The sequence below is a fragment of the Streptomyces sp. NPDC090442 genome, from assembly GCF_044769405.1.
GTDB lineage: Bacteria > Actinomycetota > Actinomycetes > Streptomycetales > Streptomycetaceae > Streptomyces.
In genome coordinates this window covers 140,640-165,917 of the sequence record NZ_JBIVXW010000009.1, presented here as the reverse complement: position 1 = coordinate 165,917, position 25,278 = coordinate 140,640, and the positions used below count along the sequence as shown (strand labels likewise).

Below are 25,278 nucleotides of genomic sequence, written 5' to 3'. Positions count from 1 at the left end.
GAGATCACCAACGCAACGACCAGGAGCCCTGCCGTGTCACGAGCCCTCCCCGGCAGCCCTCATCACCCTCCAGACCTGAGGATGAGAAACCTTCAGTTGGTTGGACGGTCACCGGGGAGCGCGTGAGGATTCACGTCGGCGCAACAGGCGAGGCCCTCAATCGGGAGGCCGTGATTGAGTTGCAGTCCGCGCTGAGCGCATGGCTGCGGTTCACGCAGAAGGCCCAATCGTCTGGCTGAGTGGCTGATGTATGTCTCCTCCTCTACGAGGGGGCGACTCTAGCGTCGGTCAACCCGCACCATCCTCCAGCAACAGCATCGGAGGAAGGGTTTCCCATGGGTCTGTATCGCCAGGACGGCTCTCGCATCACCAAGTCCGCTTTCCCCACAGCCGCACTGGATGATCCGCCGGTGCGTGTCACGGAGGACGTCTACATGTCTGAACCGTACGGGCGAGGTGATGGTCAACCGGAGGGCTCGAAGCGCTACTTGCTCTATCCGACGGGAACCATCATCAAGCGCTCCCTCCTGGACCACTTGTTCATCGCGGCGACGATCACCAGCATCGCCCCGGCCAACGGCCCTGCCGCCGGCGGCACCACGGTCACGATTACGGGCACCGACCTCGACGGCGTCGAGTCCGTCGTGTTCGGCAAGGCCACTGGCACCAATCTGCGTATCCGCTCGGCCACAGAACTGTCCGTGCAGACACCGCCCAATGGCGCAGGGGCAGTAATTGTCGAACTCGTGGATGACGGCGGCGCGGTGTCCAAGGCCGGCGCCTTCACATACTCCGCCCCGCCGGAACCCGAAGAAGCCGACGGCTGATCCGCCAGACGCCGCAGGGCAGCTCAGCATGCCCTGCGGCGCACGGCGCGACACAAACCAAGTGCCATGTGCAGGGTGCGCGTGATCACACCAGCCCGCACAAGGAGCCCTCCGTGGCAGCCACCGCCCGCACCCGCAAGACCGCCAAGTCGGCCGCTGGAGAGACCCCGGCGAAGTCGAGCCCGCCCAGGCTGGAAGCCGACGCCGCCCCAGTCGCGCCGGACGCCGCACCGTTGGAGCCGCCTCCCATGGACGAGATCTCCAAGCCGTCGCCGCCACATCCGTATGTGACGCCCACCGAGGTCATTCCGGACGCTGACAACCTCTCCGACGTCATCGTCGACGACGCCACTGGCCAACCGCCCGCGAACGTGGACGCGGTATTCGCGCCCCTCACTCCCTTCGGCTCCAGCCTGCAGTGCACTGTGCGCTTGGTAGAGCGGACCTTCCTCGGCCCCCACCGCAACCCTGTAGCGCGGCTCCTCCAGCCTAAGGGCGCCGTGGTGCCGGAGGGGATCGCCACTCGTATCCGCGACCGGCTCGTCGCGCAGGCTGCGCGTGCCGACAACGACCAGTAGGGGGAGTCAAGTTGTCGGTCTACGACCACAAGCCGATGTGGGCCGGGGCGCACTACGACCCGGCCCCCGCAGGCGGTGAGGTCAACCGCCTCGATCTGTACGCCACTCCCGAACGTGACGGTCCCGTGGTCGGATCAGCCGGGCCCGCCGTCCGGCTCCGGGCAGGGGTGTATCGGTTCGACCTGCCCACCGTCCCTCCGGGCCGCTACTGGGGAGTGATCACCTTCATCCCCAACGAGGGCTCCCAACCCGTCACAGACGCCTCCGTGCGGCTCGACCTCCCAACAGGGCAGGGCCTCGTTGGATCTCCTGAGGCCGTCGCTGATGCCCTCGGCGTGCCGCTGCCGCTCACCGCCACGCAGCGCGCCGCCTACACGGAGGAGATCCGCAATGCTCAGGCAGACGTGGCCGCTTACCTCAATCGTCCGCTCGTCTCCACCGCAAGGACGCTGCGCGGTGTCACCCCGGTATGGCGGGACGCTCTCGACGACATCGAAGCCTGGCCAATCCGTCTCGACGACACCGCCGAAGTGGTCACCTACCGCGTTGCAGCGGACGGCACCTACGACGTAGACCTCCTCGTCGGCCTCAACGGGGCACATGAGGAGACCATCGTGCGGTACGTGGTTGCGCACGCGGCAGAATCGATCCGGCAACGCCCCGACCAGAGCGACGGCCCAGGACGGCGGGTCTCGTCGGTAAGCGCCGAAGGACAGTCCATCTCGTACTCCGACTCCCCCACTACCGGCCAGGCCGGCGCCCTTCCCAGCATCAACAGCCTCAACCGCCTACGCCGCCTGACGTTTCAACCTCTGACCCGCCCACCGCGCGCTCCATGGCCCTACTCCTCCAGCCGCCAGCAGCGCTGGCTCTGACCAGGAGGCGAACATGGGCGACCGCTACCAGTCGTACAGCGAGCTCGCGGCCGACCAGATAGAAGGTATCCACTACCAACGTGCCTGGCGCACTTCGGCGTTCTCCACCCTGCTGCACATGGCGATCCACGGCGGCGGTATCGAGCAGGGAACGAGCGAACTCGCCGACGCGGCCTCGGGCGATTCCCACGACTTCTACACCCTCGACGGTTTCAAGGAGGCCGGTGCCAACTCCGAACTGCACATCACCGCAGCCAGGTTCGACGAACCGCGGGGCCTGGCCATGGCAAAGGCAGCAAGCCATATCGTGTCGTGGCACGGCGCCGCTGGCACGGCGGCGATGACCTATCTCGGTGGGCTCGACTACATTCTGCGCGACCAGATTGGCGAGGCCCTGTCCACGGCCGGCTTCGCCGTCAGCGTTGCTCCCCAAGACCTCAACGGCAGCGATCCGGCGAACATCGCCAACCGCGGCACCCGGCGCATGGGCGTGCAACTCGAACTCACCAACGCCCAACGCAGACAACTCTTCGCGAACGGCGACTTGAGCCGAGCGAACCGCAAGAACATCACGCCCGAATTCACCGCGTACGTCAGCGCCGTCACCACAGGTATCCGCCAGGCACTCGTCATTCCCGGAAAGGGCTGAGACCGTGGCCGTCGTCCTTCCGAATCGGATGCTGACGCTCTACTCGTTGGACCATCCGTGGACCCGAGACGCCAACGGTGTGCCCGTGCCACCGAACCCCAGACTGAGGCCCAACGCACGTGGCACCTGGCCTGGTTCAGCCATCGAACAGCCCGATGACACGTGGTCCTTGCGTCTGGACCCGGCCGCCTGGCCAGTCAAGCCGGGCGATGTCGTGGGCGATGAGACGGGGATAATGTGGACGATCAGCACCACTCGCTCCCACCGTGTACCTGACTGCCCCGCCGCCGACTACATCCAGGCCACGGCCACCCGCAACCCGCCCGAAGTGCCTTGACATGGCGACGTTCACCTTGAACCCTGCCCTGGAGACGCTGCTCGCGCGCATGGTCACTCCCGACATCCAGCGCATCGCCCGCCAAGTCGAGGCCGAAGCCAAGCGGCTGGCGCCCCCCACCAAACGGTGGGTCACGGTGGCCGACGACAACGTGCGCCCCACCCACATGCAAGTACAAGGCCAACTCGTCCCGGACAACCTCAGGTTCACCATCAACAGCATGGACTGGGATCGCAAGCACCGCGGCATCGGCCCAAACACCTACATGCGGCAGCCGCGCGACGAATCATCCAGAGCCGTAGCGAACCTCAAAAACTGCCGCTGCACCACGGCCATCGATCCGCACGGAATCGCGCGCAACATCAACACCAGCCAGCCGAACCTCACCGGCAAGCAGGTGACGGTGACCGTCACCGCACACGGCCCAATGGTTGTCGAGGCGGAGGTCGGCACGGTCTACCCGGGCAACCTGGCTGCCGAAGGGGCCCACTTCATGGCTCGTGCTGCCGCAGTCGTGGCCGCCCGCCGCTGAACCGATTGCTCCGTTCGGCAAGCACGCGACGTAAGCACCTTCCGTTGCTCACAGTGCCCGACATGAGTGCCAAGAACGCCAAGACCGCCGTTGCCACCGAGGCAGGGGCGCATGCGCCGACCGTCGAGAACAAGGCCGTGCACCCTGCCTTCGGTGCATCGCTGGAGACCATCACGCTGTCCCACCACCTCAACATCTCAGGGAAGAGCTACCTGCCTGGCGCGAAGATCCGCGTGACGGCCGACTACGCCCGCCGCCTGCGCCTGTCGGGCTACGTCGCCCGGTCGTGATGGCCACAACATACGAACTCCCGGACACCGACCCGGTGTCGGCGCTGCTCGCCTGGTTCCAGAAGCATCCGGGCGTGACCGAGGCCCTTGGCGGGCCCGGTCACGTCTCCGGGATATCCGAGGCACCGTGGCCCCACCTACGCGTCACCCACGGCCCTGGCGGCGATCTGCGCAGCTTGACGTGGGCGATGGAGCCTGAGGTGGCCCTGGAGGTATACGGCGATCCGGGAGGCTGGCCGGGACAGGCCGAGCTTCGGCGAATCATCCTGCGGTGCGCAGCCGCTGCCGCGGAGTTGCCCGATGCCCCGCACGCTCCCGGTCAACCTGTCATCAGCAGCGTCCGCCCGTCCGGAAGCCTCCTGTGGTCCCCACTCGTCGACGGGCAACCCCGTTGGCTCCTTGGCCTGCTGGTCACCCTCCACCCGTAAGCAGTATGGAGTGACGTCTCATTGCCGGAAAGCCGTCTCGATTGGCTGCGTAAGTGCCGTGCTGAAGGGTTCGCCAACTTGCGCGAGAGCACACCTGTCACCGTCAGCACCCCATGAGATGCCGCCGAATACACAGTGAGATGATCGCAGAAGTGAATGTGATGGACGGAGTGGCATGACCTTGCAACCGGGCCCCTGGATCCCGCCCAATCCCCACGCCCGCCATCCGTCGCCCTACGTCGCCGGCTCCATTGCCGGTCTTGCAGCACTTCATTCTGTTTTCTTCTGGCTTGTCGTCCTGACCTGGCCGTTCGCGCTGGTGCTCACTGCGGTGAGCGCGGTCGCGGCGGTTGTCGGTCTCTGGGAGGCCCGACGCACCGGTGCAGGCTGGCCGGCAGCATGGTGGGGTCTGGGCTTGTCCTGCGTCGCCGTGGTGTTCAGCATTTACTGCCTCTGGGCCTTGATGGGTGAAATGGGCACACCCTGACGCAAAGGGTGCATACGTCAGCATCGCCGGCAGAGGTCGTATCGCAGAACCCAGCTCCCCAAGTGCGCGCCGAGCCCGACCGACATGGCAGGATATGCGGCATGGAGAACAACAACGGGAGCTATGCCGCGTAGGGCCCCGCGCACCGTCCGGGCCGGATTGCCCGCCCACCGACCAAGCCGTGATGCGTTGGCCGACATCGATGGCCTGTCCGCACGAACCATGTTCGCGATCCGCCGCATCGAGCGCACCCGCACCTTCCTCGAACCGGGGCAGACAGTCACAGCAGCGCGACTGTGGAAGGAACATGTATCCCTTCCCAAACGCGAGTTGTGGCGCGACTGGGAGTGGGGAGACGAACTACGCTGGTACTGCTGCGGCAACCCTTTCCACGCCAGGGATCTCCTGGAGCACATGGTCAACGCCCTGCCGGCCCGCAGCGCAGCCGAACTGCGCAGGCTGGTCAAACAGCTGGACGCATTGGCTGGACCTCAGGACGTACCGCGCCGAGTACCACCAGCTCAACCGCCATGGCACGTGTAGTGACGACGCCCCCGCCATCGGGCGCTGCCCAGTCAGCACGCGACACTAAGCCTTCGCTCTTCCGAAGGTGCCTGGGACCGATCACCGGCCCCAGGAGACCCACGTCATGGCAGGCGAGACCGCCAACAGCAACGAAATCGTCGTCCCCTCACTCACCCGCGTGTGGCTGGCCCAGGTCGGCACCACCGCACCGGCCGACGCCACCTCCGCAATGCCCGCAGACTGGCACGCCGTTGGACTCACTACCGAGGACAGCCTGAAGTTCAACCAGGAACCAAGTTTCGAGCAAGTCCGGTCCGCTCAGTCCTCGTACCCAACCCGGACCTTTCAGACGCAGGATGCCGCCACTATCGAGGTGGATCTCCAGCAGTGGTCTGGCACCAACTTCGTAGCTGTCTACGGCGGTGGTGAGATCACCGAGGTTACGGCCAAGGACTCCAAGACCCACTACCGATTCACTCCGCCGCGCATCGGCTCCCGGAGCGAGATCGCCGGGTGCATCGAGGTCATCGACGGCGGCAAGTCGTACCGCTTCGTGGTTCCTCGCTCCATGCAGATGGAGGGTGTCAACACGGAGCTGGCCAAGGCCAAGGAAGCCGTGCTGCCGCTGCGCCTGGCCGTTCAGGGCGGTGACGATACCGATGCCTGGTACGTCATCACCAACGACCCGTCATTCGCTCCGATCGCCGGACCGCCGCCGGCTCACGACTGACCTCGGGCGGCAGCGCGCGACACAAGGCCAACCAGCCTGCCAAGGTCCTCGCGCTGCCGCACCCCGCGCCCCAGCCCGCACACATGAGAGGCCAGCCACCATGTCCATCGTCATCGACCTCGACGCCCAGCGCCGCGAGGTTCAGTACCCCCACGGCATACCGGTTCTGCTCCGCGACGAGGAATTCCTCTTCCCTGCCGAACTGCCGGCCAAGGCACTCGATCCGCTGCTGTCCGACGACTTGGACTTGGTCGGGCTGCTGCGTGACATCGTCGACGCCGCCGACAATCCAACGGCTGCCACCGTCGTGGAACTGCTGCTCAAGCGCCCGCGCCTGCCCCGCAAGTTCGTCCACGCGATCTACGAGATCCACACCATCCTCCTCGGGCCTCAGGAGTACGAGCGCCTTGAGGCGCTGAACCCATCCCTCGCGGACTACGTACGGCTCACCGTCAGCCTGGCGAAGGTTTATGGCGTTGATATGGGAAAGCTCTTCAGGTTGGGCGGCTCCTCCGAGAGCGATGGGGAGATGTCGAGTCCGACCTCAGCCGCTTCCACGGGCTCGACGCCCGGGGGGTCTGGCGAGAGCCAGGAGAGCCCGGCTACATCGGGGTGAGGCGCCTGGCCGTCCTGATCGACGGCCTCCCCGAGAATTCCCGGGTGCAGTCCGGCCAGGTCAGCGGATGGACCACGGAGACGGAACTCCTGGCGCAAATCGTCGAAGAGATCAGCATCCTGGCCGCCGATCGACGGCGGGACGAACCGACGTCCATCCCTCGCCCGTACACCACAGCCGGCGCTGCTCCGCAGCGGACAGGCGGGCGGCCGCACCCCCCCTCCAGGCCCACAGGGCATCGACAAATGCTTGCGGCCGCGATCCAGAGAGGAATGGTCCGCAGTGGCTGAGGGCCTGCAAGCCGGCCGACTTGAAGTACCGGTAGTCGCCAACCTCGCCGGCTTCGCCCGCGACCTTCGTGTGAAGGTCGAGGGCGCGGCGGAGGGACTGTCCGCCAAGGTCAAAGTAAAGATCGACGACAGTGGCCTACGCGAGCGTATCCAGGCCGCAGTTGAGAAGGCCCAGGCAGGCATCAGCGCCAGGATCGAGCTCAAGGTCGACCGCGAGCGGCTGCGGCACGAGATGAGCGCGGCCGCTCGTGAGGTCGCGTCCCACGACATCCGTGTGCCCCTGCGTCCGGACGAGGACGGCCGCGGCCGCGGCGACGGGCTGACCTCGCGGCTGCGGTCGTTGATCGGCGGCGCGCAGGACGAGGCGCAGCGACACCCCGTCGATGTCCCTGTGCAGTTCCGCATGCCGCAACGGCGTCGCGGTGGCTTTCGGTCGTTGGCGCTCGGCGCGCTGGTTTCGCTTGCGCAGCCGGCCGCCGCGGCGCTGATGCAGCTCGGCGCGGGATTGACGGCAGTGGTGTCCGCCGCTGCTCCGGCGGTGGGCATTGTCGGGGCCCTACCTGGGTTGATCGCGGGCGTCGGTACTGCTGCGATCGGGACGCGTGTGGCCTTCGCTGGGTTTGGTGAGGGGTTGAAACAATCCCTTGCAGTGCAGCGGCAGTTGGCTGCGGGGACGAAGTTGACGAAGGGTGAGCAGCAAAAGCTGGCCGAGTCGCTGAAGGATCTGTCCGCGTCCGCGCGGAGGACCGTCACGGCGGTTGGTGGGGTGACCGGTGCGTGGAAGCGTATGCGGCAGAGCGTGCAGGAGCGCTTTTTCTCGCAGGTCGCGAGCGAGATTAGGCCGCTATCTACGGCTGTACTGCCCATGCTGTCCCGGACGTTGGGAGATGCCTCTGACCAGATGGGCGGCCTGGCCCGAAGCGCCGCGAAGTTCCTCCAGTCCGGCCCATTCCGTGAAGACTTCCGTGCAATCGCCGGGACCAACAATCAGGTCATCGGCAGCATGGTGCACGCCGTTCGGGACCTGGGCCGGGCCATGGTCGACTTCCTGGTCGCCGCCGGCCCGTTCACCGAGCGCATCGCCCGGGGAACTGCCCACTTCACCGCGTGGGTACGTGCCTCCGTCCTCGTCGGGAAGGAGACCGGGTCCCTGGCGCGCTTCTTGGACACCGCTGGCGACAAGGCTGCGCAGCTCGGCCGGATGACGCGGGATCTGACGGGCGGGCTGATGGGGATGGGGCGGGCTTCCACCCACGCGGGCAACTCGCTTCTCTCCGGGATGGAAGCCCAGTTGGCCACGTTCAACGTGTGGGCGAACTCCGTGGCGGGTCAGAAGCGCATGTCCCAGTATTTCGAAGAGGCCAAGCCCGGATTCCGCGAGCTGATTGGTCTGATCGGCGACATCGGACGCGGCCTGGTGCGGGTCAGCACAGACAACGGCCTGGCCAACCTCGTCGCGCAGATCCGCGGTGAACTGCTTCCGGCTCTGGGTGGGTTCCTGGACATCATCGGCCGGCAGATCGGGCCCACGGTCATCTCCCTAATCTCCGGCGTCGCCCGGTTCGTCCAGCAACTATCCGGCGCTGCCTCGGGACTTGGTGCTGTCGGTCTTGCGCTCACCGGTCTGGTCAACGTCGCCAACACGCTGCTGCGGGTTGTCCCTGGGCTGTCCACAGCCGTGTCCTACCTGCTGGCCACCATGGTCGCCCTCAAGGTCGTGCGCAGCGTCACCTCCATGATCGGCGGCCTTGGTACCGCCATCCGTTCTGTCGGGACGTCCTCGGCCGCGGCCAGTGGCACCGTCGGTCCCCAGATCAGCCTGTGGCAGCGCATGGGGTTGGCGTATCGCTCCGCGGCGCAGGATGCCGGCGGAGTGAGCGGCGCCATGCGCGGCGTCAGTGCGGCGGCCGGCGCCGGTGGGCGGGGGCTGCGCGGTGTGCTTGGCGGGCTCGCCGGATTCATGGGCGGCCCCCTCGGTGTCGCGGTCACCGTCGCGGGCGCGGCGCTGGCGATGTTCGCTAACAAGCAACGTGCGGCGGCCGAAGCAGCCCAGCAGCACAAGCAGAATGTTCGGTCCCTCGCCGATGCCCTGAAGGAGTCCCAGGGCGCCATCGACGCCAACGTCCGCGCCACGACGATCAAGATGCTGCGGGACAATGGCATCGCAGAGAGCGCCAGGCGGGCCGGGGTGAGTCTGCTGGAGCTGACCAACGCCACGCTGGAGCAAGGCGGCAGCATCGAAGCGTTGCAGCGAAAGATGCGGGAGCTGGCCAAGGCGGAGCCGTTGGCGAGGAACAGTTGGGGGCAGATCGTCACCAGCGACCGGCAAAAGGCACTGGAAGCGTTCGCCCGCGACTTGGACCACCAGAAAGGGCTGCTCAAGGAGGCCCAGGAACTCAACCGTGAGAACGCTGACGCCATGGAGAGCGCCGGCACCCGTGGCCGCAGTGCCTACGCCAAGCTCACCCAGGCGATCGACGAGATGTCGAAATCGACGTCGGATGCAGACTCGCGCGTGAAGTCCCTGAAGGATGCGTTGGACGGGCTGACTGGCGGCAGTCGCTCGGCGCAGGAGGCGCAGGCCCGGCTCAACTCCACGTTGCTGGACGTCAAGGACAGCATCAAGGCCGGATTCGACAAGAGCGATGGGTGGGGAGCGAAGGAGTTGCTCAGCACTCTCGACGGCTCCCTTCAGACGACCACCCGCAACGGTCAAAAACTCCAAGAGACCCTGTTCAGATTGAAGGACGACGCTGCCGACACGGCAATGAAGGCGTTCGACCTGGCCCGCAGCCAGGGTGAAGGACTTCCCGCTGCTCTCGCCAAGGGCCAGGCCGCAATGGAGAATGCCCGCACCTCCGCCATCAACATGGCCATGGCAATGGACCTGAACAAGGACGAGGCCACGGCCTTGGTCACGCAGATGGGACTGGTCCCGCAAAACTTGACGATGGTGCTCCAGTCTCAAGGCATCCCGCAGGCCCAGGCGGAAATCATCGCGCTCAGCTCCCAACTGGCCGGTCTCGATGGGCAGAAGACGAAGACCATCACTATCAGCGCACCGACGAGCGGGGCCATCGAGCAGCTCCGCTCCCTCGGGTTCGAGGTGCAGACCCTGCCCGGCGGCAAGCAGGTGACGGTCTCAGCCCCCACTGGTGCGGCCCGATCCCAACTCCAGGCCCTGGCCGCGGACATCGCCAATACGCCCAACAGCAAGAAGGTCACGGTCCAGGCGATTGTCTCCAAGGCGACCGGCGACCTGGAGTACGTCCGTAACTACATCGGCAGCATGAAGGGCAAGACGCTGGTGATGGAGGCGCCCACCCAGCTCGCCCAGACGGAGCTGAAGAACCTCGGCTACAAGATCAAGGAGCTCAAAGACAAAAAGGTCGAGATCACGGCACCGGCCGGTACCGCACTCAGTCAGGTTCAGCGTATCCAGGGCAGCATCAACTCCCTTACGGGAAAAACCGTTACGGTCACCATCCGGTACAACAGCGAAGGCAAGCCGTCGGTTGTCTCCAGCCATGCCGACGGCGGCATCGTCCGATACGCCAACGGCGGCGTCCGTAAGGCGGGCAACCGGCTCAAGGCGTTCGCGGCCGGCGCCGAGCGGCACGTCGCTCAGATCGCGCGCCCTGGTGAGTGGCGCCTGTGGGCTGAGCCCGAGACCGGGGGCGAGGCGTACGTGCCGCTCAGCCCGGCCAAGCGGAAGCGGTCCAAGGCAATCGTCGAACAGGTGGTGAGCGAGTTCGGTGGCGCCGTTGCCTGGGCGAACGGCACCTTGCGCCAGTACGCCGACGGTGCCGTCGCTCTCAACCGCCGCACTCACACCTCCGTGCCCCGCGCCTCCACTGCACAGTCCGTCACCCCCGCCCTCATCGGCGGCGACCTCAACCTCACGATGACCAGTCGTCCGATGGAACCAGGACAGGCCCTCAGCGACACGATGTTCGAGCTGCGCCGCATTCGGCGAGGAGGTGCCCATGTCGCTGGCTGAAGGCGAGTGGAACCTGTCGTACAGCGCCAACGACGTGCACCCGGGGGCGTCATTCACGTTCGGCAGCATCCGCTCCGGCTACTACCTGCTGGAGCCGTATGAGATTGCGTACGGCGAGACCGATGCTGGGGACACCCCGCTCCCGCGTGCCGACGGCGTGCGGTTCGGACAGGACTACCGGTCCGCGGCCGTCATCACCTTCGAGGTTGGCGTGGACGCGCTCGACGATGCCACGGCCCAACGGGCCCGGCACAGCGCGAACCTGGGCAGGCTCTCTGTCATGGGGCAGGCATGGGACGCCGAGGCGCTGCGGCGACGGGTCGCGACCCCGGCCGTGCTGTCCACGGTCCAGGGCGGCCGTGCCAGGCGCTTCTACGGCCGCCCCCGCAAGTGGGCCCCGGCCGGATCGAAGCTCACCCGGCAGGGCTACACTCCCGTCGTCGCCACATTCGCGTGCCAGGACACCACGGCGTACGACGAGGTCGAGCAGCACACCCGTGTCGACATTCAACCGCCGCCGCACCGCGGTCTCGTCGGCCCGCTCACCACCCCCCTGACCATGATCGGCGAGAGCAGCGGGAAGGTCGCCGGTGAAGTGGTCGTGGGTGGCACGAAGGCGACGTGGCCCCTCATCACGTTCAACGGGCCCATCACTCAGCCGGCGTGCGAAGTGGTCGGCCGGTGGAAAGTCACCCTCGATATCACCCTCGGGGTAGGCGAGCGCGTCATCATCGACCCTCGCCCCTGGGCTCGGACTGTGCTCCGCAATGGCAATGCCTCGGTCGCCGGGTTGCTGTACCGCGGATCGCCGCGGCTGGAGGACATGCGGCTGCCGATCGGCAGGCAGGACTTCGTCCTGCGCGGCACAGATCTCACCGGCACCGCGTACATGACCGTCGCGTGGAGGGACGCTTACGCGTACCTGTAGTCGCACCCGCGGGTGTTGCCAAGTGTCAACAGTCGACTGAAGGTGATCGATTCCAAGGGATCGGCTGTGCGCACAAGGGAAGAGAGTCCAACGTCGGTGTGTGAAGACAGAGTTGGACTCCCTCACCACCGCACTCTATGTGAAGACCGACGACCTGCTGAAGGCATCACCGCATCTGGCTCCCTGGCGTCCGGCCATGGGGATCGCTGTGCAACTGACCGATGCTGAACTGGTCACGCTCGCGATGATGCAAGCCATGCTGGGCTTCACCTCCGAGGCCAAATGGCTTCGCTACGCTCACTCTCACCTGCGGCATCTCTTCCCTTACCTGCCCAAGCAGCCCGGCTACAACAAGCGCCTGCGCAAGGCCGCCGAGCTTCTGCGGCGAGTGACCCGGTTGCTGGCCACCGACACCTCCGTATGGAGCGACGACGTGTGGATCGTGGATTCCACGCCCGTGGAGTGCGGACGCTCTCGCGCAACCGTCAAACGCTCCGACCTGGCCGGATGGGCCGAGTACGGGTACTGCGCCAGCCACAGCCGCTTCTTTGGGGGCTTGCGCCTGCATCTGGTGTGCACCCTGCAGGGCCTGCCGATCGCCTTTGCCCTGACCGGAGCCAAGGCCGACGAACGCGAGACCCTGCTGGACCTGCTCGCCGCCGAACCGGGCCTGACCGCCGCCCGGCCCGGACAGACACTGATCGGCGACAAGAAGCGACTTCGAGCACGAATTGGCCGAGCAGGACCTCCGGCTCCTGCGGCCAGCCCGCAAAGGTGAGCCGGAACGGCACGGCGCCTTGCGCTTCAAGCCGTTGCGGCAGGTGATCGAGTCGGTCAACGAGACCTTTAAAGGGCAGCTCAACCTCGAACAGCACCGAGGCCGTACACCGGGTGGTGTGATCGCCCGTGTCATGCAGCGCATCCTCGCGCTGACCGCCGCGATTTGGCATAACGACCACACCGGCCAGCCCGCCCTTCGCTCACTGACCGCCTACGATCACTAACCACAGACCCCTTGGAAATGATCATCTAGGGTGAGCTTATGCCGCATTTCGAGGTCGTGACAGCCGTCGCCGCACCCCCAGACCAGGTATTCGCGGTTTGCTTGGATGTGGAGGCGCATACCCGCTCGATGGCTGATTCGTCGGAGCGAGCGGTCGGCGGCAAGACCCGGGGTGAGCTGTCGCTCGGCGACACGGTGACCTTCCAAGCTCGCCATCTCGGCCTGACCTGGCGACTCAAGGCCCGCATCACCTCATACGATCGGCCCCGAAGTTTCGTGGACGAGCAGGAGTCCGGGCCCTTCAAGCGATGGCGTCACGCCCACCACTTCGAGGCGGACGGTGCCGGCGGCACCATAATGCGAGACGTCGTCGACTTCACCTCACCACTGGGGACCGTCGGACGCATCGTCGACAGACTCCTCCTGAGCCGGTACATGCCCTACCTCATCAGAATCCGCAACGCCTACCTGGCCAGCACTTTCGACTGAGCGGCCCCCTTTCGTCCCACTCTCGACCTCTTCGACCCCATCCCCGAAGTCAACCGGGCCACCGCCGAGGTGATCATTGCGGCGACCGGCGGCGACACGGCCCGCTTCACCACCGCCCGGGCGCCCTTGGAATAGATCATCTGAAGGGGCAGGGCGCGACGTAAGGGCCCAACCAGCGCGACAGTTCGCTGCCCGATCAAGGAGCAGCGGAGGTACGAGAGATGCCGTGGGACAGTGTGCCCTGGTTCACCGAGGGCGGGGCCGAGCACTCCAGCGAGGTGGCCCGGCTGCTGGCGTACGCAGCATTCGGGGGCTCGGAGGGTGTTGTCGGGGCTGCGGACCTTCAGGTGCGGGCCCTGTCATCGCCGGCGGCCGAGGTGCAGGTGACCACTGGGGCAGTCGCGATCATCAACCGGGCCGCGGGGGCGCCGTACCAGGCGTATGCAGCGCGGCTCCCTACCGGTGATCGGGTGCCGATCGCAGCGACCGGCGCGGCCGCGCGTAGCGATCTGATTGTGGCGCGGGTCGAAAACCCTTACAGCTATGGCGAGTCGTGGCCGAACCCGGAAGACCCGAAGGCCGGCCCCTACGTGTTCACCCGTGTGATCTCCGGCGTGCCAAAGTCCACGACGAGTGCGCGGCAGGTCCGCTCCTCGGACTCCGCTGTGGCTCTGGCTCGCGTCGATATCCCTGCGAACACGTCCAGCATCACGCAGGCAATGATCAAGGATCTGCGCGGCATGGTGAGCCCCCGTCGTGCCCGCAAGTTGTTCACGTCGTTCCCTGGAGCGGCGAGCAGTCTGACCTACTCAGACAACAAGTGGCACAACTGGCCCGGGGCCGCGCGGTGGGACGTATCCGTCCCTCAGTGGGCAACGCAGGTCAATCTCGTGACGACGTTCGCGGGGCTGAAGTTCAGCAAGGCCAACGTCTTCGCGAATATGCAGCACAGCTTCATTGGCAAGCTAGGGGAGGACACGACGATCGACGACGACCAGGGGAAGGGGAACCGTCGTAGCACTATTGTGGTCGCCGACAGTTTTTACGTGCCGCCGGCGGCGCGAGGAACCGTGCAGACGCTCTTCATTCAGACGTACATGTCGAAGGCCGAGACGGGGGATCTGACTGTCGACCAGGCCACCTCCATCATCTCCGATGTCGAATTCGTTGAGGCTCCGGACCAGGACGGATACTGATGCCACAGGGATGGCGGTTCATCGCTCAACGGGCCTTGCCGGAAAGCATTCTCGACTGGGAGGTTCCCCTGGCACTCTCCTCGAATCCGCGGCGTGATCTGTCCGGGCCCGGCTCGATGACCGCCACCATCGAACCGGAATACTCCCGCATGCTTGGCCACGACGGGCAGCCGATTCTGCAGGAGTGGAACACGAAGGTCTACCTTGAGATAGACAGAGTCATTCGATGGGGCGGAATCGTTACGAAGACCAATTACGATGGCCCAAAGGCCACCATCATCTGCGAGGGTCTATCCGCCTATCCGCACGGAATCCCGTATGAGGGCGCCACGTTGCTCTCCGGGGAGCTGATCAAGCCGAAGGACCCCAATGCCGGCCGGGACAAAAACCACGATGGCTGGGTTGACGGGAAGAAGGGGAAGGAGCGTGTCCCTCCTCCCCCAAAACCCTATGGCGGGCCTCGCATTGATGCGTACGACGCCTTCCGATCCATCTGGTCGCACATCCAGTCCCGCCCTTACGGCAATATCGGCTTGAAGATCGACGGGCACAAGCACGGCGAGAAACTAGGGGCGGCCGACGGCAGCGACCCTTGGCAACTGGCATGGTGGGACAACCCGGACTGCGGGCAGGTCCTCGACTCCCTGGCCCGGACGGTGCGGTTCGACTGGATCGAAACGCACGCCTGGGCCGCAGGCAGCGGAAACGGGATCGAGCACCGTATCCGCCTCGGGAAGCCGCGCCTGGGCCGAAAGCGCAACGACTTGCGGTTCACCTCAGGCGAGAACATCGTTGCGCGGGCCAAACCCGAGGGAATGGGTGAGGAGTTCGCGAACGAGGTCGTTGTTCTGGGCCGGGGCGAGGGCCGCAAGATGAAGAGGGTCCAGGTGCACCGCTACGACGGCCGGCTTCGGCGCGTCGCTACCGTCGTGGATAAGACGCTCACCGCTGACCAGGCTCTGCGGGTGCGCGGCGAGCAGGAACTCGCCGGCCGCACCCATGCTTTGCAAATCCCCGCCATCCAGATCCGGGACCACCCCAACGCCCCGTTCGGATCCTGGCAACTCGGCGACGACATTCGCGTCCAGGCCCATCTGCCGTGGGTCGGCGACATTGACGTGTGGCACCGAATCATTGGCGACGAAATCTCCGCCGACGGTCTGTGCACTCTGACCCTCAAACGCTCCGACAGCTTCCACTACTGACCGCCGCACCATGCGACACAACTCCCTCTGGGGGCCAGTATCCGGTGCATGAACGCACTCGACGCTCAGGTGGAGGCCCGGCGACTGGCGGCGCTCTTGGCCGAGTACGACCGGCGCCTGACCGCGCTGGAGCGCACCGCACAGGCTGGGTACTCCAGTGTCGAGGGAGGCAGTCTGGACCTCTACGACGCGCAGGGGGTTCTCCGCGGCTCGGTCGGGGTTCAGGACGACGGCACCGTCGGTATCGTCCCGGTCAACTCCGAGCCTCCGCCAACTCCAACAGCGCCGTTGCTGGAGCCGGTGCTGGCTGGCTTCAGGGTCGCCTGGGACGGGCAGTGGGAGGACGCCTACGACTCCCCGCGTGACCTCAGCGTCGTCCAGGTGCACGTTGGCGCGGGGCCCGACTTCGCGCCGGAGCTGTCGACGGTGGCCGCCACGATCACGAACCTGACCGGCGGCACTGTCACCGTGGCGACGGCGGACTACGCCAAGGCGTGGGTGCGGCTCGTCGCCGTCAACACCGCCCAGGTGCTTAGCCCGCCCTCGGCAGTCGTCGAGGGCACTCCCCGGCAGGTGGAGGGGCCGGACTTGTCCGCTCTGGTCGACCTCGCACAGTGGTTGAGGGACGAGAGCGTGGCCGGCTCGAAGTTGGTGCGCGAGACCATCGGTGCGGATCTGCTGGCCGCCAATGCCGTTGTCGCGGGCAAGATCGACGCGGGGGTTGTCACCGGCCGCGAGATCAAAGCCCAGACGATTGAGGGGACTCACATCAAGGCCGGGACCTTGGAGGCCACCCACATCAAGGCTGGCAGCATCAACGCGGAGCTCATCGCCGCAGACGCGCTCAACGGAAAGACGATCACGGGCGCCACGGTGCAGACCGGCGTCTCTGGCGCACGGATCACGTTGGACACTTCCATGCGTTTGTACGACGCGAAGGGCGGTCTCGCCGCGGAGGCCAAGCTCGCAGACCAAGCGACCGACGTCGGGTTCGTCGCCTACAACACCAGCGGGCTGGGCCGCTACTACGCGATGCTCAGCCGCGGCTATGTGCAGCTTGGCAAGGAAGGCACCGACTATCGCGGAGTACCCAGCATCGACCACGTCCTGGCCGGCGGCACCGTGAGCACCTTGACCCTCGGCTCCGGTAACGCCGAGAACTATGGCCAGGCCCGTCTTCTCCTCACTGCGGGCACAACCAGCCGACGCCCGAAGGTCGAAATCGCCTCAGATGCCCTGGATGCCCGAGCAGACCTGACCGTCAACGGCGTCCTCAGCTCCGACAACGTCGCTATGGGCACCGTTGCCATCACCCCCTCAACTGCCAACCGTCCGCAGTCAGTGACCATCACCGGCCTCGACGTCGCCGGCAGCAATTTCCGTGCCTGGGTCTGCCCCATGAGCTCGGCGCCGGGGACCGGCGTGCTCGGGTGCACAGCAACGGCCGTCACTGGCAGCGGGCTGACGATCTGGCTGAACCGCAAGGACCTTATTCGCACCACCGTTCACTGGATGATCATTGGGAGCTGACATGGGAGTTGACGACATAGAGGTGACCCCACCGTCGATCCGCCGCATCGCGCGGTGTCGCACACCGGACTGCCCTGCCAAGAACCAGCCCTTCGAAGTCGTGCTGTACGAGAACCACGGGGACCCGAAGTACGTCGCGGTCTGCGGTCAGTGCGGCGACACCATCACCGACCTGAGAGAGATCGGGCCGGCGACGTAGCAGAGCAGGACACAAGCGGCGCGGCCCTGCACTGTACGGCGTGCGGGGAGCCGCGGACTCGTACTGGGTCCCGGCTCCCGCGCACCCACGACCGACGACGAGGGAGTGCCAGTGGATGGGCTCGTCTCGCTGGCGCCCATACTCGCTCCCCTCTTCGGGATGATCGGCGCGCTGGGCGGCGCGTGGCTGGTGTACCGGCAGAGCAAACGCAAGACGGACAGCGACGCGGTGAAGACCGTCACCGACGCGTTCACCTCCCTGCTGGAGCAACAGCGCGCGTCGACAACCCAGACCTTGGAGCGCATGGCGTCGCTGGAGGCCAAGCACCGCGACCTCGAACGGCGCGTCGAGCACCTGCAGGAAGAGCAGAGGCAGTGGCGCCGTTGGAAAGCCGCCGCGATCGACTACATCCATGATCTTCTCCACCTTGTGCGCGAGGCAGTCCACCGTCCGGTGCCCGAGCCGCCGGAGGAGATCGCCGCCGACCTCGACCAGAGCGTTAGTACGTAGATGTGCACGCGACGTAAGACTGTCGGCGGCTACACGCTCTGCCCTCCATTCCCCAACAGAAGGGCAGAACCTCATGTCGCAGACCCTCGACTCGATCACCACCGGCGCCCAGGTCGGTGCGCTCCTCCCGCTGCTCACCGCGATCGTGCAGCGCCCAGCCTGGTCGGCGAGCGTGAAGAAGGTGGTGGCCACGGCTCTCGCACTGGTCGCCGGCGTGATCACCGTCGCGGCCTCCGGCGGCTGGGAGCAGTTCCAGCATGGGACTCTCACGTTCGCCACCCTCGCCGCGGTGCTCGCTGCCTCCCAATCCACGTACGACCTGATCTGGCAGCCGAGCAAGATCGCCCCGGCAATCGAGTCCGTCACCAGCCCGAATCGGCCGGAGCAGGTCGGATAGCAAGGACGCGAAGCGGCCGCCAGCGGGCAACGGGTAGGATCCCGCCTTAGGTGGCCGCTTCGCCGCCGACTCACTGCGTAGAGGGCTCTTGCTGGATTTTCCGGAGTTCAACCTTTCCTCCGGGTCTTGGCCAGCAAACTTCGAGTCCGAGACACTGCGCGCGTGTAGAGCGCCCAGGGCCGGAGAGTGGTTGCTCCTGCGATGACCTGGCACACGGGGTGAGTCGGTTGCGAGGCGGCCACCATTTACGATTACGGCCGCCCCCGGCGACGCAGCGGCTTTGGAGCACGAGGACCAGGAGGAACGCAAGGGATGTCCGACCAGCCGCCTGCCAAGGACATCACGGCAGAGGTCACACGACTCAAGGACATGTCTCATCAGGCGTTCTTCGAGGCATGGACCCTATTCGTGCTCGGCGTTGTAGACCAGCAGGTCCCGCAGGACCTCCAGGCAGCGGCCTTCCGTGCACCCGACCTGGCCAGCCGCACGCTCACCGCCGCAGACCGCGTCACCCGTGAGCTCAAGACCGTCCTGCCGCGCGGCGTCGGGGAGTCGAAGCGCGAATACCAGGCCCGGATGAACAACTTCCGCACTCAGCTTCATCAGGCACGGCAACCGATCCTGAACGCGGTCGAAGATCTTGCCCTGGACGAGGTGGAGTTCCTGGTCCAACTCGACGATGAGGCGTTCGCCGACGAGTGGCTGAGGTTCGTCAAGCAGGTGGCCGGTGCCGCACGGTCCGGCCGCGACTACGTGCAGGGCCTGGCGTTCCGTTCGCCGGACGTCGCTCCCCGTACCCAGGCGTTGTCCGTGCAGATGAAGCGCGATACTGAGCGCTACGTGCCGGCCGAGGAGGGCGAGTCGCGTAAGGCGCACCAGGCGCGCGTCGCCCAACTGCGGTCCCGACTGGAAGCCGAGTTGCGCTTCCTGCAGTACACGCTGAACTACGCAGCGGCGCGGTGGGGGCGGATGCCGACCGCGCCGAATCACCGGCTGCAGGCGATGCGGCTGCTCGTCGAGAAGCACCCCGAGGAGTTCTCGCAGTTGCTCAACGCGGTGCGCACTGACGCCAAGACGGCGCGCGATGAGGTGCGCCGGCAGCGTCGCTACGAGCGGCGTAGCGCGACGCGTCAGGCGAACTGACCGCGCAACCAGCTCTTTTCAAGGGCGCGCCTGGCCGGGCGCGCCCTTCGTCATGCGCGGCGAGCCGCGCGCTGCCAAGACGCGCGAGAGCAATCTTGACGCGCGCCTGTCCCTGGCGACGCGCCGCGCTCCAGTTGCGGGTTGCGTGAACTCAGTTGCGCGCCACGCCTGGCGCGCGCCTCGGTGTACCTCCAGGTCAGGGCATGGCGCGCGCCTCTCGGTACACACCGAGACGGGGGCTCGGCAGATCTCAGATCCGGCGGCATTCCAACAGTGGCGCGTCCCCTCAGCGCGCCACCGAAATCGGACGCACCCTGGGTGGCGCGCGATCCGTGGCCAGGGGCAACACGCCTACCGTGGCTGTAGCGCGCCTCTGGGCTGTGGCGACGCGCCCATCGTTGCGTCCGGGAGCGCTCCGGCCGCCACGGGCGCGCGCCACCGTGACCAGTGGCGCGCGCCTGCACACGACTGCAGTTGCGCGAGCACACTCGTGTGGAGGCGACGTGACGTGATGTGGGGCGCGCCCGGTCCGCCGGTCTTCGGCGTTCGAGAGCGCGCCCGCGGGTCGTTTCACGTCACCTCATGCGGCGCTGGTGAGGTCGGTGTAGAGCGGCGAGAACATGGCGGCGATCTTCAGTTCAGGCTTGCCTGCGCGTCGGTAGGCATTCGCGAGGTCTGTCTCGCCCCGCGCCTCTAGGAGTTTGATTACCTGGTCTCGGTGGTCGATCACGTGTCGGCGCAGCTTGGTCATTGGGGGCGGGGTTCCCTCGTCCTGTCCGGAGATCAGGGCAAGGTGTTCCTTCATGGTGATGCCCAGGGTTCGGGCCTGGATCTCCGCCTCGGTGAGCAGGACCGTCATGACTCGGTCGTTCCCTTGGTTAGCAGGGGCGGGGCGAGGGCGTGGTAGGTCTTGCGGTTCTTCGGCCTCGCTGATGTCCTCTGGCCGGTCGGTGACCGGCGGTTCTTCAGTCGGGTCCAGGAGTTGCGGTGTCCCGTCGTCGACCGGTGTGGGCTCGTCCGCATCGGTCGGTGCAGGGTCGTCGTGTGCCTCTTCCGCCGGGGCCGGGAGATGCTTTGTCTGCCCGTGGTCCTCAGTGGGGGCTGCGGATATCTTCTCCTTCAGGTGGTCAAGGCTCTTGGTGATCAGAGCGTCGGCACTCATCCGCCCCCATTTGGTGGTGGTGCTGATGACCTGGAGAGTACGGCGGCCATGTTCCTCCCGGACTTGGCGCAGGGCTTCTTCCGGGTCCTTTGGGTGCATCACGGCCACACGGATCAGTTCGGCTGCCCGATCGCCGGTCAGGGTCTGGGTCGTTCGCTCAGGGCCCTGGTGTAGCGGTTGCTGCGGGGCTGACTCCTGCAAATCGGCGTCCGGCCTGACCTCCACCGCCGAACGGGATTCAGCGGCGTCCGGTAGGCCGAGGCGTCGCAGGAGGCGATCCAAGCTGAAGTCGGGAAATCGCTGGGACTCCCCCGGCTGGATTTCCATGTGCAGGGAGCGGACACCAGTGAGCCAAGCGTCGCCGATGGCGTGGAGGTCGACGATTGCGTCTACGGCCGCTGACAGGTTTTTCTCCGCTTTCACCTTCCGGGTGGTGTTCCTGGTCGGCCGGTCGTTTTCGAATGCGGTGACGATCTCTGTCCGGGCAATCAGGATGCACGGACCCTCGTGGCGGCGTAGCAGCCAGAGGAATTCGCCCCAGCGGTCCTTGGCTCGGTTCCAGAGGTCGGAGTCGATGACGACTGGGTCGTCGAGGGTGGGCACGCGGGAGCCTTTGCGCTGCGCCTTGTGGATGGCGCGATTGCGTGCGTAGTGGGCGATCTCATCGCTGAGCATGTCCCACAGACTCGTCACGGAGTCGGTGACCAGCATGTTGGGTTTGCCCTCAACGCGGGGTTGGGCGTTGACCCACCTGACCGCGTCGAGGATGTCTTGGTAGGAGCCGTCGTGCTCAACGATCTCGTAGTCGGCACCGGGTACGCGGCCGTAATAGTCGGCGGTCCCCTCGGTGCCACCGATCTCGATCCAGTACGTGCGGCCGATCAGTTCGGAGCCTGAACCGCGGGCCGCCTCGTAGCTCTTTCCGGTCTTTTCAGGGCCGGTGAGAAGCACAATCGGTGGGTTGGGCATGCCGGTGGGCGTGCGACTCTTTCGGGTGCGTTGAGGCGCGGTGATTCCAGCCACGGCGGTGGGCCTTTCGCTTCGGTCTTCGTCCGGGTTGCTCTCCCGGATGTTGCGACGCGAAGGGCCTTAACCTCTCGACCTGACGCGCGCTGTAGCATTCTAGCGTGCCTCCGGGCGCCTGATCAATGCGCTGACAGCAGGTCAGACACCGGGTGATCGCCCGCCGAGTCGGCGTCCTCGCGATGTCGCCGGTCCCGCGGTTTATCCGTGTTGGCATCATCCCGTAGTTCGGGCGGCAGGGACCGGCGTCCTCGATGGGGTGGTCGACTGCCTTCGATGTCACAGACAGTGGGACGGCTAGGTTCGCTGTCAAACGCGTCGATTGGGCGGCAGAGGACAGCCGCGCTGGTCCGGTGTCCCGTCTCCGAGGAACTGGTCCCCATCTCAAGTCATCTGGTTCGATTCGCTCGCGATCCCAGGTGATCTGGTTCGAGTGCAGCGCGGCCTCATAAGGCAGTTAGGATGGTGAGTCATGGAGCAGTTGCCCGAGAACGTGGACCGAGAGATTTTGGAGGACCGGACCATCCTCGCGCTCAAGACGATCCGCGAGTCGCTCGGCTGCACGCTTCACGAGGCTGTTGATGTCTACGCTCAGCGGTACGAAGAACTCCGCCGTGACCGCCCGGAGGACTTCCATCACCGCCGGGAAGACCGCGGCTAATGCTGCGGCTCCTGATCCGTCGAGCTCGCGCGGGTTGCTGCGCTGCCCCAGAACAGATGGAACCGAGCCAGATCAGCTGAGACGCAAGCCGGCATCCGACTCCCCAGGACCAGATCAGCTGAGATCCTCGGCATGCCCACGTCTCACCCGTTCTGGTCGCCGCAGGCAGCAGAGCCAGACTGGGACCAGTTCCTCGGAGACGGGACATCCAGTCTCAGTGAGCCTCCGCCAACTTGAATGCGCAGGTCAAAAGGCTGGTGTGACCGGTGCCCGGGGTGCTCATGCTGGTCGTGGGCGGGAGTCTGTGGAGTAGATCGTCCGTCAGCGGTCCGCTCGCCGGTTTCTGAGGCACATCTCGCCATCCCGGCCAGGTACATGGGAACGTGCCCGGGCGGTGGGGTTCGGGGGCAGCGTCGTGCCGGCCCCTCGCGGGAGGACGGGTTCGCACCCTGGGATCATGAGCGCATGTCTGAGGAGTCGAACCTGATGCCGAGCCTGTGGCCGCTCGTGCCGTCCCGGGCCACCGACTGGCTGCTGGAGCTGTGCGGCGACGGCATCACCGGGTTCATGCCACCGGCGATGCCTGACGCGGCGTGGGTGCTCAACGCCATGTACGAGCACGAGCAGGGGCCGGCCGATGTGTCGTACCACGAGTACCACCAGGCACGTCTAGCGGAGGGAAGCGTCCAGCCTCACATCGTCGCGGGCGTCGACTTCGAATCCGTGGGTGTCGCCACGGGAGGAGGGCTGGGCCGCGCCCGGCACCCGGGGCCCGGTTGGCGACGGCTGCGCTGGGCCGAGCTTTCCCGGCGGACCGGCGACCCGGCCGTGCCTGAGGGGCTGATGCCCTCCTACCGTTGTTTTCCCTCGGCCAAGCAGGAAGGCAGCTGGCCGCTGGGCATGGTTCCGCCGACCGAGGGAAGCCTGGACCGTGAGACCTGGAACCGACTGATCGCCGTCCTCGCCCAGTACAGTCCCGCGGGCCCGGATACCCGCTGCCTGGCCTACTACAACCCGCTGATGCTCGGAGCCACCGACTTCGACAACCTCCACGTGCGTGCGGGCCGGCTCGGCGACGCCGAGATCCTGTACGACTGGTCCGAGGCCGACTTCAGCCCGTCCAACCTCTGGGCCGATGACCACTCATGGGTTCTGTGCACCGACTACGACCTGTGGGCCACCAAGGTCGCCGGGCCACCGGCCCTCATCAACACGTTGCTGAACGACCTCGAAATCGAGGCAGTACGACTGCCCTGGGCACACTGAGCCACACCCAACCTGAATTGGCTGGTCGAGCTGCTGGCGTGACAGGTTGTCAGGGTGCTCGTGCTGGTCGTGGGCGGCTGTCTGCGGTGTAGGTCACCTGTCAGCGGTTCACTTCGAGGTTCGTCAGGACGATCAGACCGCGCAGGAGGTGGGTGGCGCGGGCGGGATCGGTGCGGAGCTTGGTCAGGATGCGACACGCTGCCGTGATGCGTTCGCGGAGAGCCGATCTGGAACCTGCGTCACCCATGCCTTGCCGCGCCATGTCGAACACGTCACGTTGCGCGCGTGCGACCGCAGGTTGTGTGAGGGTCTGCGGAGTCATCAGGGTCCGATCGTGGCAGTGGCGGGCGCCCCGTACAGGGCCCGCCCGCCACAATCTCGTGCAGGTGCGGAAGTTCAGGATGCCTGAGCCGTGTCGCTATCGGCTCCAAGGCCACCCATGTCCACTCCGTCGCCCTGCTCCGCCGCGGCCTCCGCCTCGTAGCGCGACTCGAAGCGCAAGCCGACCCGCTTCCGGCCGTTTTGCGGGCTCTGGCCCAGGAGGCGGCCGAGCTGGGACCGGTTCAAGTCCCCACGCGGCCCGAATCGTTCATGCTCACCGGCGTCCCGAGCTGCCTTGTAGATGGCGTACAGCTCCTCTTCGGGCATGACCTGCTCCGGGTTGATCACTGAAGGGTCCTTCGGCTGTGGCTTCTTCGGTTTCAGGTCCGGCTCCTGCTGGTCTTCAGTGGTCTGCGGCACCGGGCCTGGCTCTGAGGTCGGCGCCGGGGTCGGCGACTTGGGCTGGGCCGGGGCTTTGGCTGCCGGGCGGGTCGCGGGGGCGCTGTTGCGCTGGGGGGCGGGTTGCGGAACGGTCGGGTCGAGCAGGGCTCCACTGCCATCTGCGTCTATCCAGTCCGAGCCGGCGCCGCGGGCCCGCACAAATCCGGAGATGTGGATTCCAAACGAGCCGCCGAGCGGGACCATCGCGGCGACAGCGCTACCGACCACATACACCCATCCCCTGTTCTCGACCAGGACGGTTGGGGCCTGGCCTGCGCTGAACCACTCGGAAAGGGCGACGATGGCGTGGCCGACATTCGCGGCGACCGAAATGCATAGCAGGAACGCGAAGATGCACCACAGTGACCAGTAGTAGCCGCCGTCGGCGCCGTCGGCGCGACGCCGGCGGATCAAGGTCACGGCACCCGCGTTGATCGCCAGCAGCAGCTCCAGTGAGCCAGCCATGGCCACGGCCGCGAAGTTAGGGAATCCAATGAGCCGTCCCGCCCAGTGGAGTTGGTAGAGAGAGGCCAACATCATGCCGAAGCCGGCGGCCGCGGCTCCGATGCGGAGGTTACGGTGCCAGTCGCGTAGCTCCCGCTCGCCTTGGGCGATGGCGCGGGTGGGCAGCTTGGGCAAG

At 66.3% G+C, this 25,278-nt stretch carries 26 protein-coding genes and 1 pseudogene; 24 read left to right on the top strand and 3 right to left on the bottom strand.

From position 1 onward, the window contains the following. Window positions 1-335: 335 nt before the first annotated feature. The 22 genes and pseudogenes from ACIQU6_RS09725 (at window position 336) to ACIQU6_RS09620 (ending at window position 19,764) form a co-directional block, all read left to right on the top strand. On the top strand, window positions 336-827 hold the full coding sequence (locus ACIQU6_RS09725) for an IPT/TIG domain-containing protein (RefSeq protein WP_403481093.1): 492 nt from the start codon (window positions 336-338) through the stop codon (window positions 825-827). A 113-nt stretch (window positions 828-940) separates the two neighbouring features. After that, window positions 941-1,405 (top strand): hypothetical protein, encoded by a 465-nt coding sequence (locus tag ACIQU6_RS09720; protein ID WP_403481092.1) that lies wholly within the window; start codon window positions 941-943, stop codon window positions 1,403-1,405. Window positions 1,406-1,416: 11 nt separating this feature from the next. Further along, entirely contained in the window at window positions 1,417-2,280 is an 864-nt protein-coding gene (locus ACIQU6_RS09715; protein ID WP_403481091.1) for a hypothetical protein, read from the top strand. Between the two features lie 13 nt (window positions 2,281-2,293). After that, the gene (locus ACIQU6_RS09710; protein WP_403481090.1) at window positions 2,294-2,929 is read left to right on the top strand and encodes a poly-gamma-glutamate hydrolase family protein; all 636 of its coding nucleotides are present in this window, start codon (window positions 2,294-2,296) and stop codon (window positions 2,927-2,929) included. Between the two features lie 338 nt (window positions 2,930-3,267). Continuing rightward, entirely contained in the window at window positions 3,268-3,798 is a 531-nt protein-coding gene (locus ACIQU6_RS09705) for a hypothetical protein (RefSeq protein WP_403481089.1), read from the top strand. Window positions 3,799-3,860: 62 nt separating this feature from the next. Next, window positions 3,861-4,088: a hypothetical protein gene (locus tag ACIQU6_RS09700; protein WP_403481088.1), complete on the top strand. Its 228-nt coding sequence runs from the start codon at window positions 3,861-3,863 to the stop codon at window positions 4,086-4,088. After that, on the top strand, window positions 4,088-4,516 hold the full coding sequence (locus tag ACIQU6_RS09695; RefSeq protein ID WP_403481087.1) for a hypothetical protein: 429 nt from the start codon (window positions 4,088-4,090) through the stop codon (window positions 4,514-4,516). The genes ACIQU6_RS09700 and ACIQU6_RS09695 overlap by 1 nt, the downstream gene beginning before the upstream one ends. 175 nt (window positions 4,517-4,691) lie before the next feature. Next, complete coding sequence (locus ACIQU6_RS09690; RefSeq protein WP_403481086.1) at window positions 4,692-5,003, top strand: hypothetical protein; 312 nt, start codon at window positions 4,692-4,694, stop codon at window positions 5,001-5,003. Between the two features lie 189 nt (window positions 5,004-5,192). Continuing rightward, window positions 5,193-5,546, top strand: coding sequence for a hypothetical protein (locus tag ACIQU6_RS09685; protein WP_403481085.1), 354 nt, complete (start codon window positions 5,193-5,195; stop codon window positions 5,544-5,546). Window positions 5,547-5,652: 106 nt separating this feature from the next. Next, entirely contained in the window at window positions 5,653-6,258 is a 606-nt protein-coding gene (locus ACIQU6_RS09680) for a hypothetical protein (protein WP_403481084.1), read from the top strand. Window positions 6,259-6,358: 100 nt separating this feature from the next. Then, entirely contained in the window at window positions 6,359-6,874 is a 516-nt protein-coding gene (locus tag ACIQU6_RS09675; protein WP_403481083.1) for a hypothetical protein, read from the top strand. Window positions 6,875-7,156: 282 nt separating this feature from the next. Continuing rightward, a complete protein-coding gene (locus ACIQU6_RS09670) occupies window positions 7,157-11,164 on the top strand; it encodes a hypothetical protein (protein WP_403481082.1) in 4,008 nt (1,335 codons plus the stop codon). Continuing rightward, entirely contained in the window at window positions 11,151-12,092 is a 942-nt protein-coding gene (locus ACIQU6_RS09665) for a hypothetical protein (protein WP_403481081.1), read from the top strand. The genes ACIQU6_RS09670 and ACIQU6_RS09665 overlap by 14 nt, the downstream gene beginning before the upstream one ends. Before the next feature lie 100 nt (window positions 12,093-12,192). Continuing rightward, window positions 12,193-13,096, top strand: a pseudogene (locus ACIQU6_RS09660) (IS982 family transposase). Between the two features lie 38 nt (window positions 13,097-13,134). Then, window positions 13,135-13,584, top strand: a complete 450-nt coding sequence (locus ACIQU6_RS09655; protein ID WP_403481080.1) for an SRPBCC family protein — start codon at window positions 13,135-13,137, stop codon at window positions 13,582-13,584. A 221-nt stretch (window positions 13,585-13,805) separates the two neighbouring features. Beyond that, window positions 13,806-14,780 carry a hypothetical protein gene (locus tag ACIQU6_RS09650; protein WP_403481079.1) on the top strand — a complete coding sequence of 325 codons (975 nt, stop codon included), beginning with the start codon at window positions 13,806-13,808 and terminating at the stop codon, window positions 14,778-14,780. Further along, complete coding sequence (locus tag ACIQU6_RS09645) at window positions 14,780-15,985, top strand: hypothetical protein (RefSeq protein WP_403481078.1); 1,206 nt, start codon at window positions 14,780-14,782, stop codon at window positions 15,983-15,985. The genes ACIQU6_RS09650 and ACIQU6_RS09645 overlap by 1 nt, the downstream gene beginning before the upstream one ends. A 48-nt stretch (window positions 15,986-16,033) precedes the next feature. Next, a complete protein-coding gene (locus tag ACIQU6_RS09640; protein ID WP_403481077.1) occupies window positions 16,034-17,515 on the top strand; it encodes a hypothetical protein in 1,482 nt (493 codons plus the stop codon). 1 nt (window position 17,516) lies between these two features. Beyond that, window positions 17,517-17,714 (top strand): hypothetical protein, encoded by a 198-nt coding sequence (locus tag ACIQU6_RS09635; RefSeq protein WP_403481076.1) that lies wholly within the window; start codon window positions 17,517-17,519, stop codon window positions 17,712-17,714. A gap of 111 nt (window positions 17,715-17,825) precedes the next feature. Next, the gene (locus ACIQU6_RS09630; RefSeq protein WP_403481075.1) at window positions 17,826-18,224 is read left to right on the top strand and encodes a hypothetical protein; all 399 of its coding nucleotides are present in this window, start codon (window positions 17,826-17,828) and stop codon (window positions 18,222-18,224) included. A 73-nt stretch (window positions 18,225-18,297) separates the two neighbouring features. After that, on the top strand, window positions 18,298-18,621 hold the full coding sequence (locus ACIQU6_RS09625; protein ID WP_403481074.1) for a hypothetical protein: 324 nt from the start codon (window positions 18,298-18,300) through the stop codon (window positions 18,619-18,621). Window positions 18,622-18,933: 312 nt separating this feature from the next. Next, on the top strand, window positions 18,934-19,764 hold the full coding sequence (locus ACIQU6_RS09620) for a hypothetical protein (protein ID WP_403481073.1): 831 nt from the start codon (window positions 18,934-18,936) through the stop codon (window positions 19,762-19,764). Between the two features lie 580 nt (window positions 19,765-20,344). Here ACIQU6_RS09620 and ACIQU6_RS09615 read toward each other — a convergent pair. Next, window positions 20,345-21,895 (bottom strand): hypothetical protein, encoded by a 1,551-nt coding sequence (locus tag ACIQU6_RS09615; RefSeq protein WP_403481072.1) that lies wholly within the window; start codon window positions 21,893-21,895, stop codon window positions 20,345-20,347. Between the two features lie 526 nt (window positions 21,896-22,421). On the opposite strand from ACIQU6_RS09615, the gene ACIQU6_RS09610 reads away from it, so the two are divergent. Then, the gene (locus tag ACIQU6_RS09610) at window positions 22,422-22,610 is read left to right on the top strand and encodes a hypothetical protein (protein WP_403481071.1); all 189 of its coding nucleotides are present in this window, start codon (window positions 22,422-22,424) and stop codon (window positions 22,608-22,610) included. A 465-nt stretch (window positions 22,611-23,075) separates the two neighbouring features. Continuing rightward, entirely contained in the window at window positions 23,076-23,876 is an 801-nt protein-coding gene (locus ACIQU6_RS09605) for a hypothetical protein (protein ID WP_403481070.1), read from the top strand. Between the two features lie 100 nt (window positions 23,877-23,976). On the opposite strand, the gene ACIQU6_RS09600 is transcribed toward ACIQU6_RS09605, so the two are convergent. Next, window positions 23,977-24,198, bottom strand: a complete 222-nt coding sequence (locus ACIQU6_RS09600; protein ID WP_403481069.1) for a hypothetical protein — start codon at window positions 24,196-24,198, stop codon at window positions 23,977-23,979. A gap of 74 nt (window positions 24,199-24,272) precedes the next feature. Continuing rightward, window positions 24,273-25,277: a hypothetical protein gene (locus tag ACIQU6_RS09595; protein ID WP_403481068.1), complete on the bottom strand. Its 1,005-nt coding sequence runs from the start codon at window positions 25,275-25,277 to the stop codon at window positions 24,273-24,275. Window position 25,278 lies beyond the last annotated feature (1 nt).

Coding starts and splice junctions, on each gene's coding strand:
- ACIQU6_RS09725 (WP_403481093.1), top strand. CDS start 336: ATGGGTCTGTATCGCCAGGACGGCTCTCGCATCACCAAGTCCGCTTTC.
- ACIQU6_RS09710 (WP_403481090.1), top strand. CDS start 2,294: ATGGGCGACCGCTACCAGTCGTACAGCGAGCTCGCGGCCGACCAGATA.
- ACIQU6_RS09705 (WP_403481089.1), top strand. CDS start 3,268: ATGGCGACGTTCACCTTGAACCCTGCCCTGGAGACGCTGCTCGCGCGC.
- ACIQU6_RS09700 (WP_403481088.1), top strand. CDS start 3,861: ATGAGTGCCAAGAACGCCAAGACCGCCGTTGCCACCGAGGCAGGGGCG.
- ACIQU6_RS09695 (WP_403481087.1), top strand. CDS start 4,088: ATGGCCACAACATACGAACTCCCGGACACCGACCCGGTGTCGGCGCTG.
- ACIQU6_RS09690 (WP_403481086.1), top strand. CDS start 4,692: ATGACCTTGCAACCGGGCCCCTGGATCCCGCCCAATCCCCACGCCCGC.
- ACIQU6_RS09680 (WP_403481084.1), top strand. CDS start 5,653: ATGGCAGGCGAGACCGCCAACAGCAACGAAATCGTCGTCCCCTCACTC.
- ACIQU6_RS09675 (WP_403481083.1), top strand. CDS start 6,359: ATGTCCATCGTCATCGACCTCGACGCCCAGCGCCGCGAGGTTCAGTAC.
- ACIQU6_RS09665 (WP_403481081.1), top strand. CDS start 11,151: ATGTCGCTGGCTGAAGGCGAGTGGAACCTGTCGTACAGCGCCAACGAC.
- ACIQU6_RS09655 (WP_403481080.1), top strand. CDS start 13,135: ATGCCGCATTTCGAGGTCGTGACAGCCGTCGCCGCACCCCCAGACCAG.
- ACIQU6_RS09650 (WP_403481079.1), top strand. CDS start 13,806: ATGCCGTGGGACAGTGTGCCCTGGTTCACCGAGGGCGGGGCCGAGCAC.
- ACIQU6_RS09645 (WP_403481078.1), top strand. CDS start 14,780: ATGCCACAGGGATGGCGGTTCATCGCTCAACGGGCCTTGCCGGAAAGC.
- ACIQU6_RS09640 (WP_403481077.1), top strand. CDS start 16,034: ATGAACGCACTCGACGCTCAGGTGGAGGCCCGGCGACTGGCGGCGCTC.
- ACIQU6_RS09635 (WP_403481076.1), top strand. CDS start 17,517: ATGGGAGTTGACGACATAGAGGTGACCCCACCGTCGATCCGCCGCATC.
- ACIQU6_RS09625 (WP_403481074.1), top strand. CDS start 18,298: ATGTCGCAGACCCTCGACTCGATCACCACCGGCGCCCAGGTCGGTGCG.
- ACIQU6_RS09620 (WP_403481073.1), top strand. CDS start 18,934: ATGTCCGACCAGCCGCCTGCCAAGGACATCACGGCAGAGGTCACACGA.
- ACIQU6_RS09615 (WP_403481072.1), bottom strand. CDS start 21,895: ATGCCCAACCCACCGATTGTGCTTCTCACCGGCCCTGAAAAGACCGGA.
- ACIQU6_RS09610 (WP_403481071.1), top strand. CDS start 22,422: ATGGAGCAGTTGCCCGAGAACGTGGACCGAGAGATTTTGGAGGACCGG.
- ACIQU6_RS09605 (WP_403481070.1), top strand. CDS start 23,076: ATGTCTGAGGAGTCGAACCTGATGCCGAGCCTGTGGCCGCTCGTGCCG.
- ACIQU6_RS09600 (WP_403481069.1), bottom strand. CDS start 24,198: ATGACTCCGCAGACCCTCACACAACCTGCGGTCGCACGCGCGCAACGT.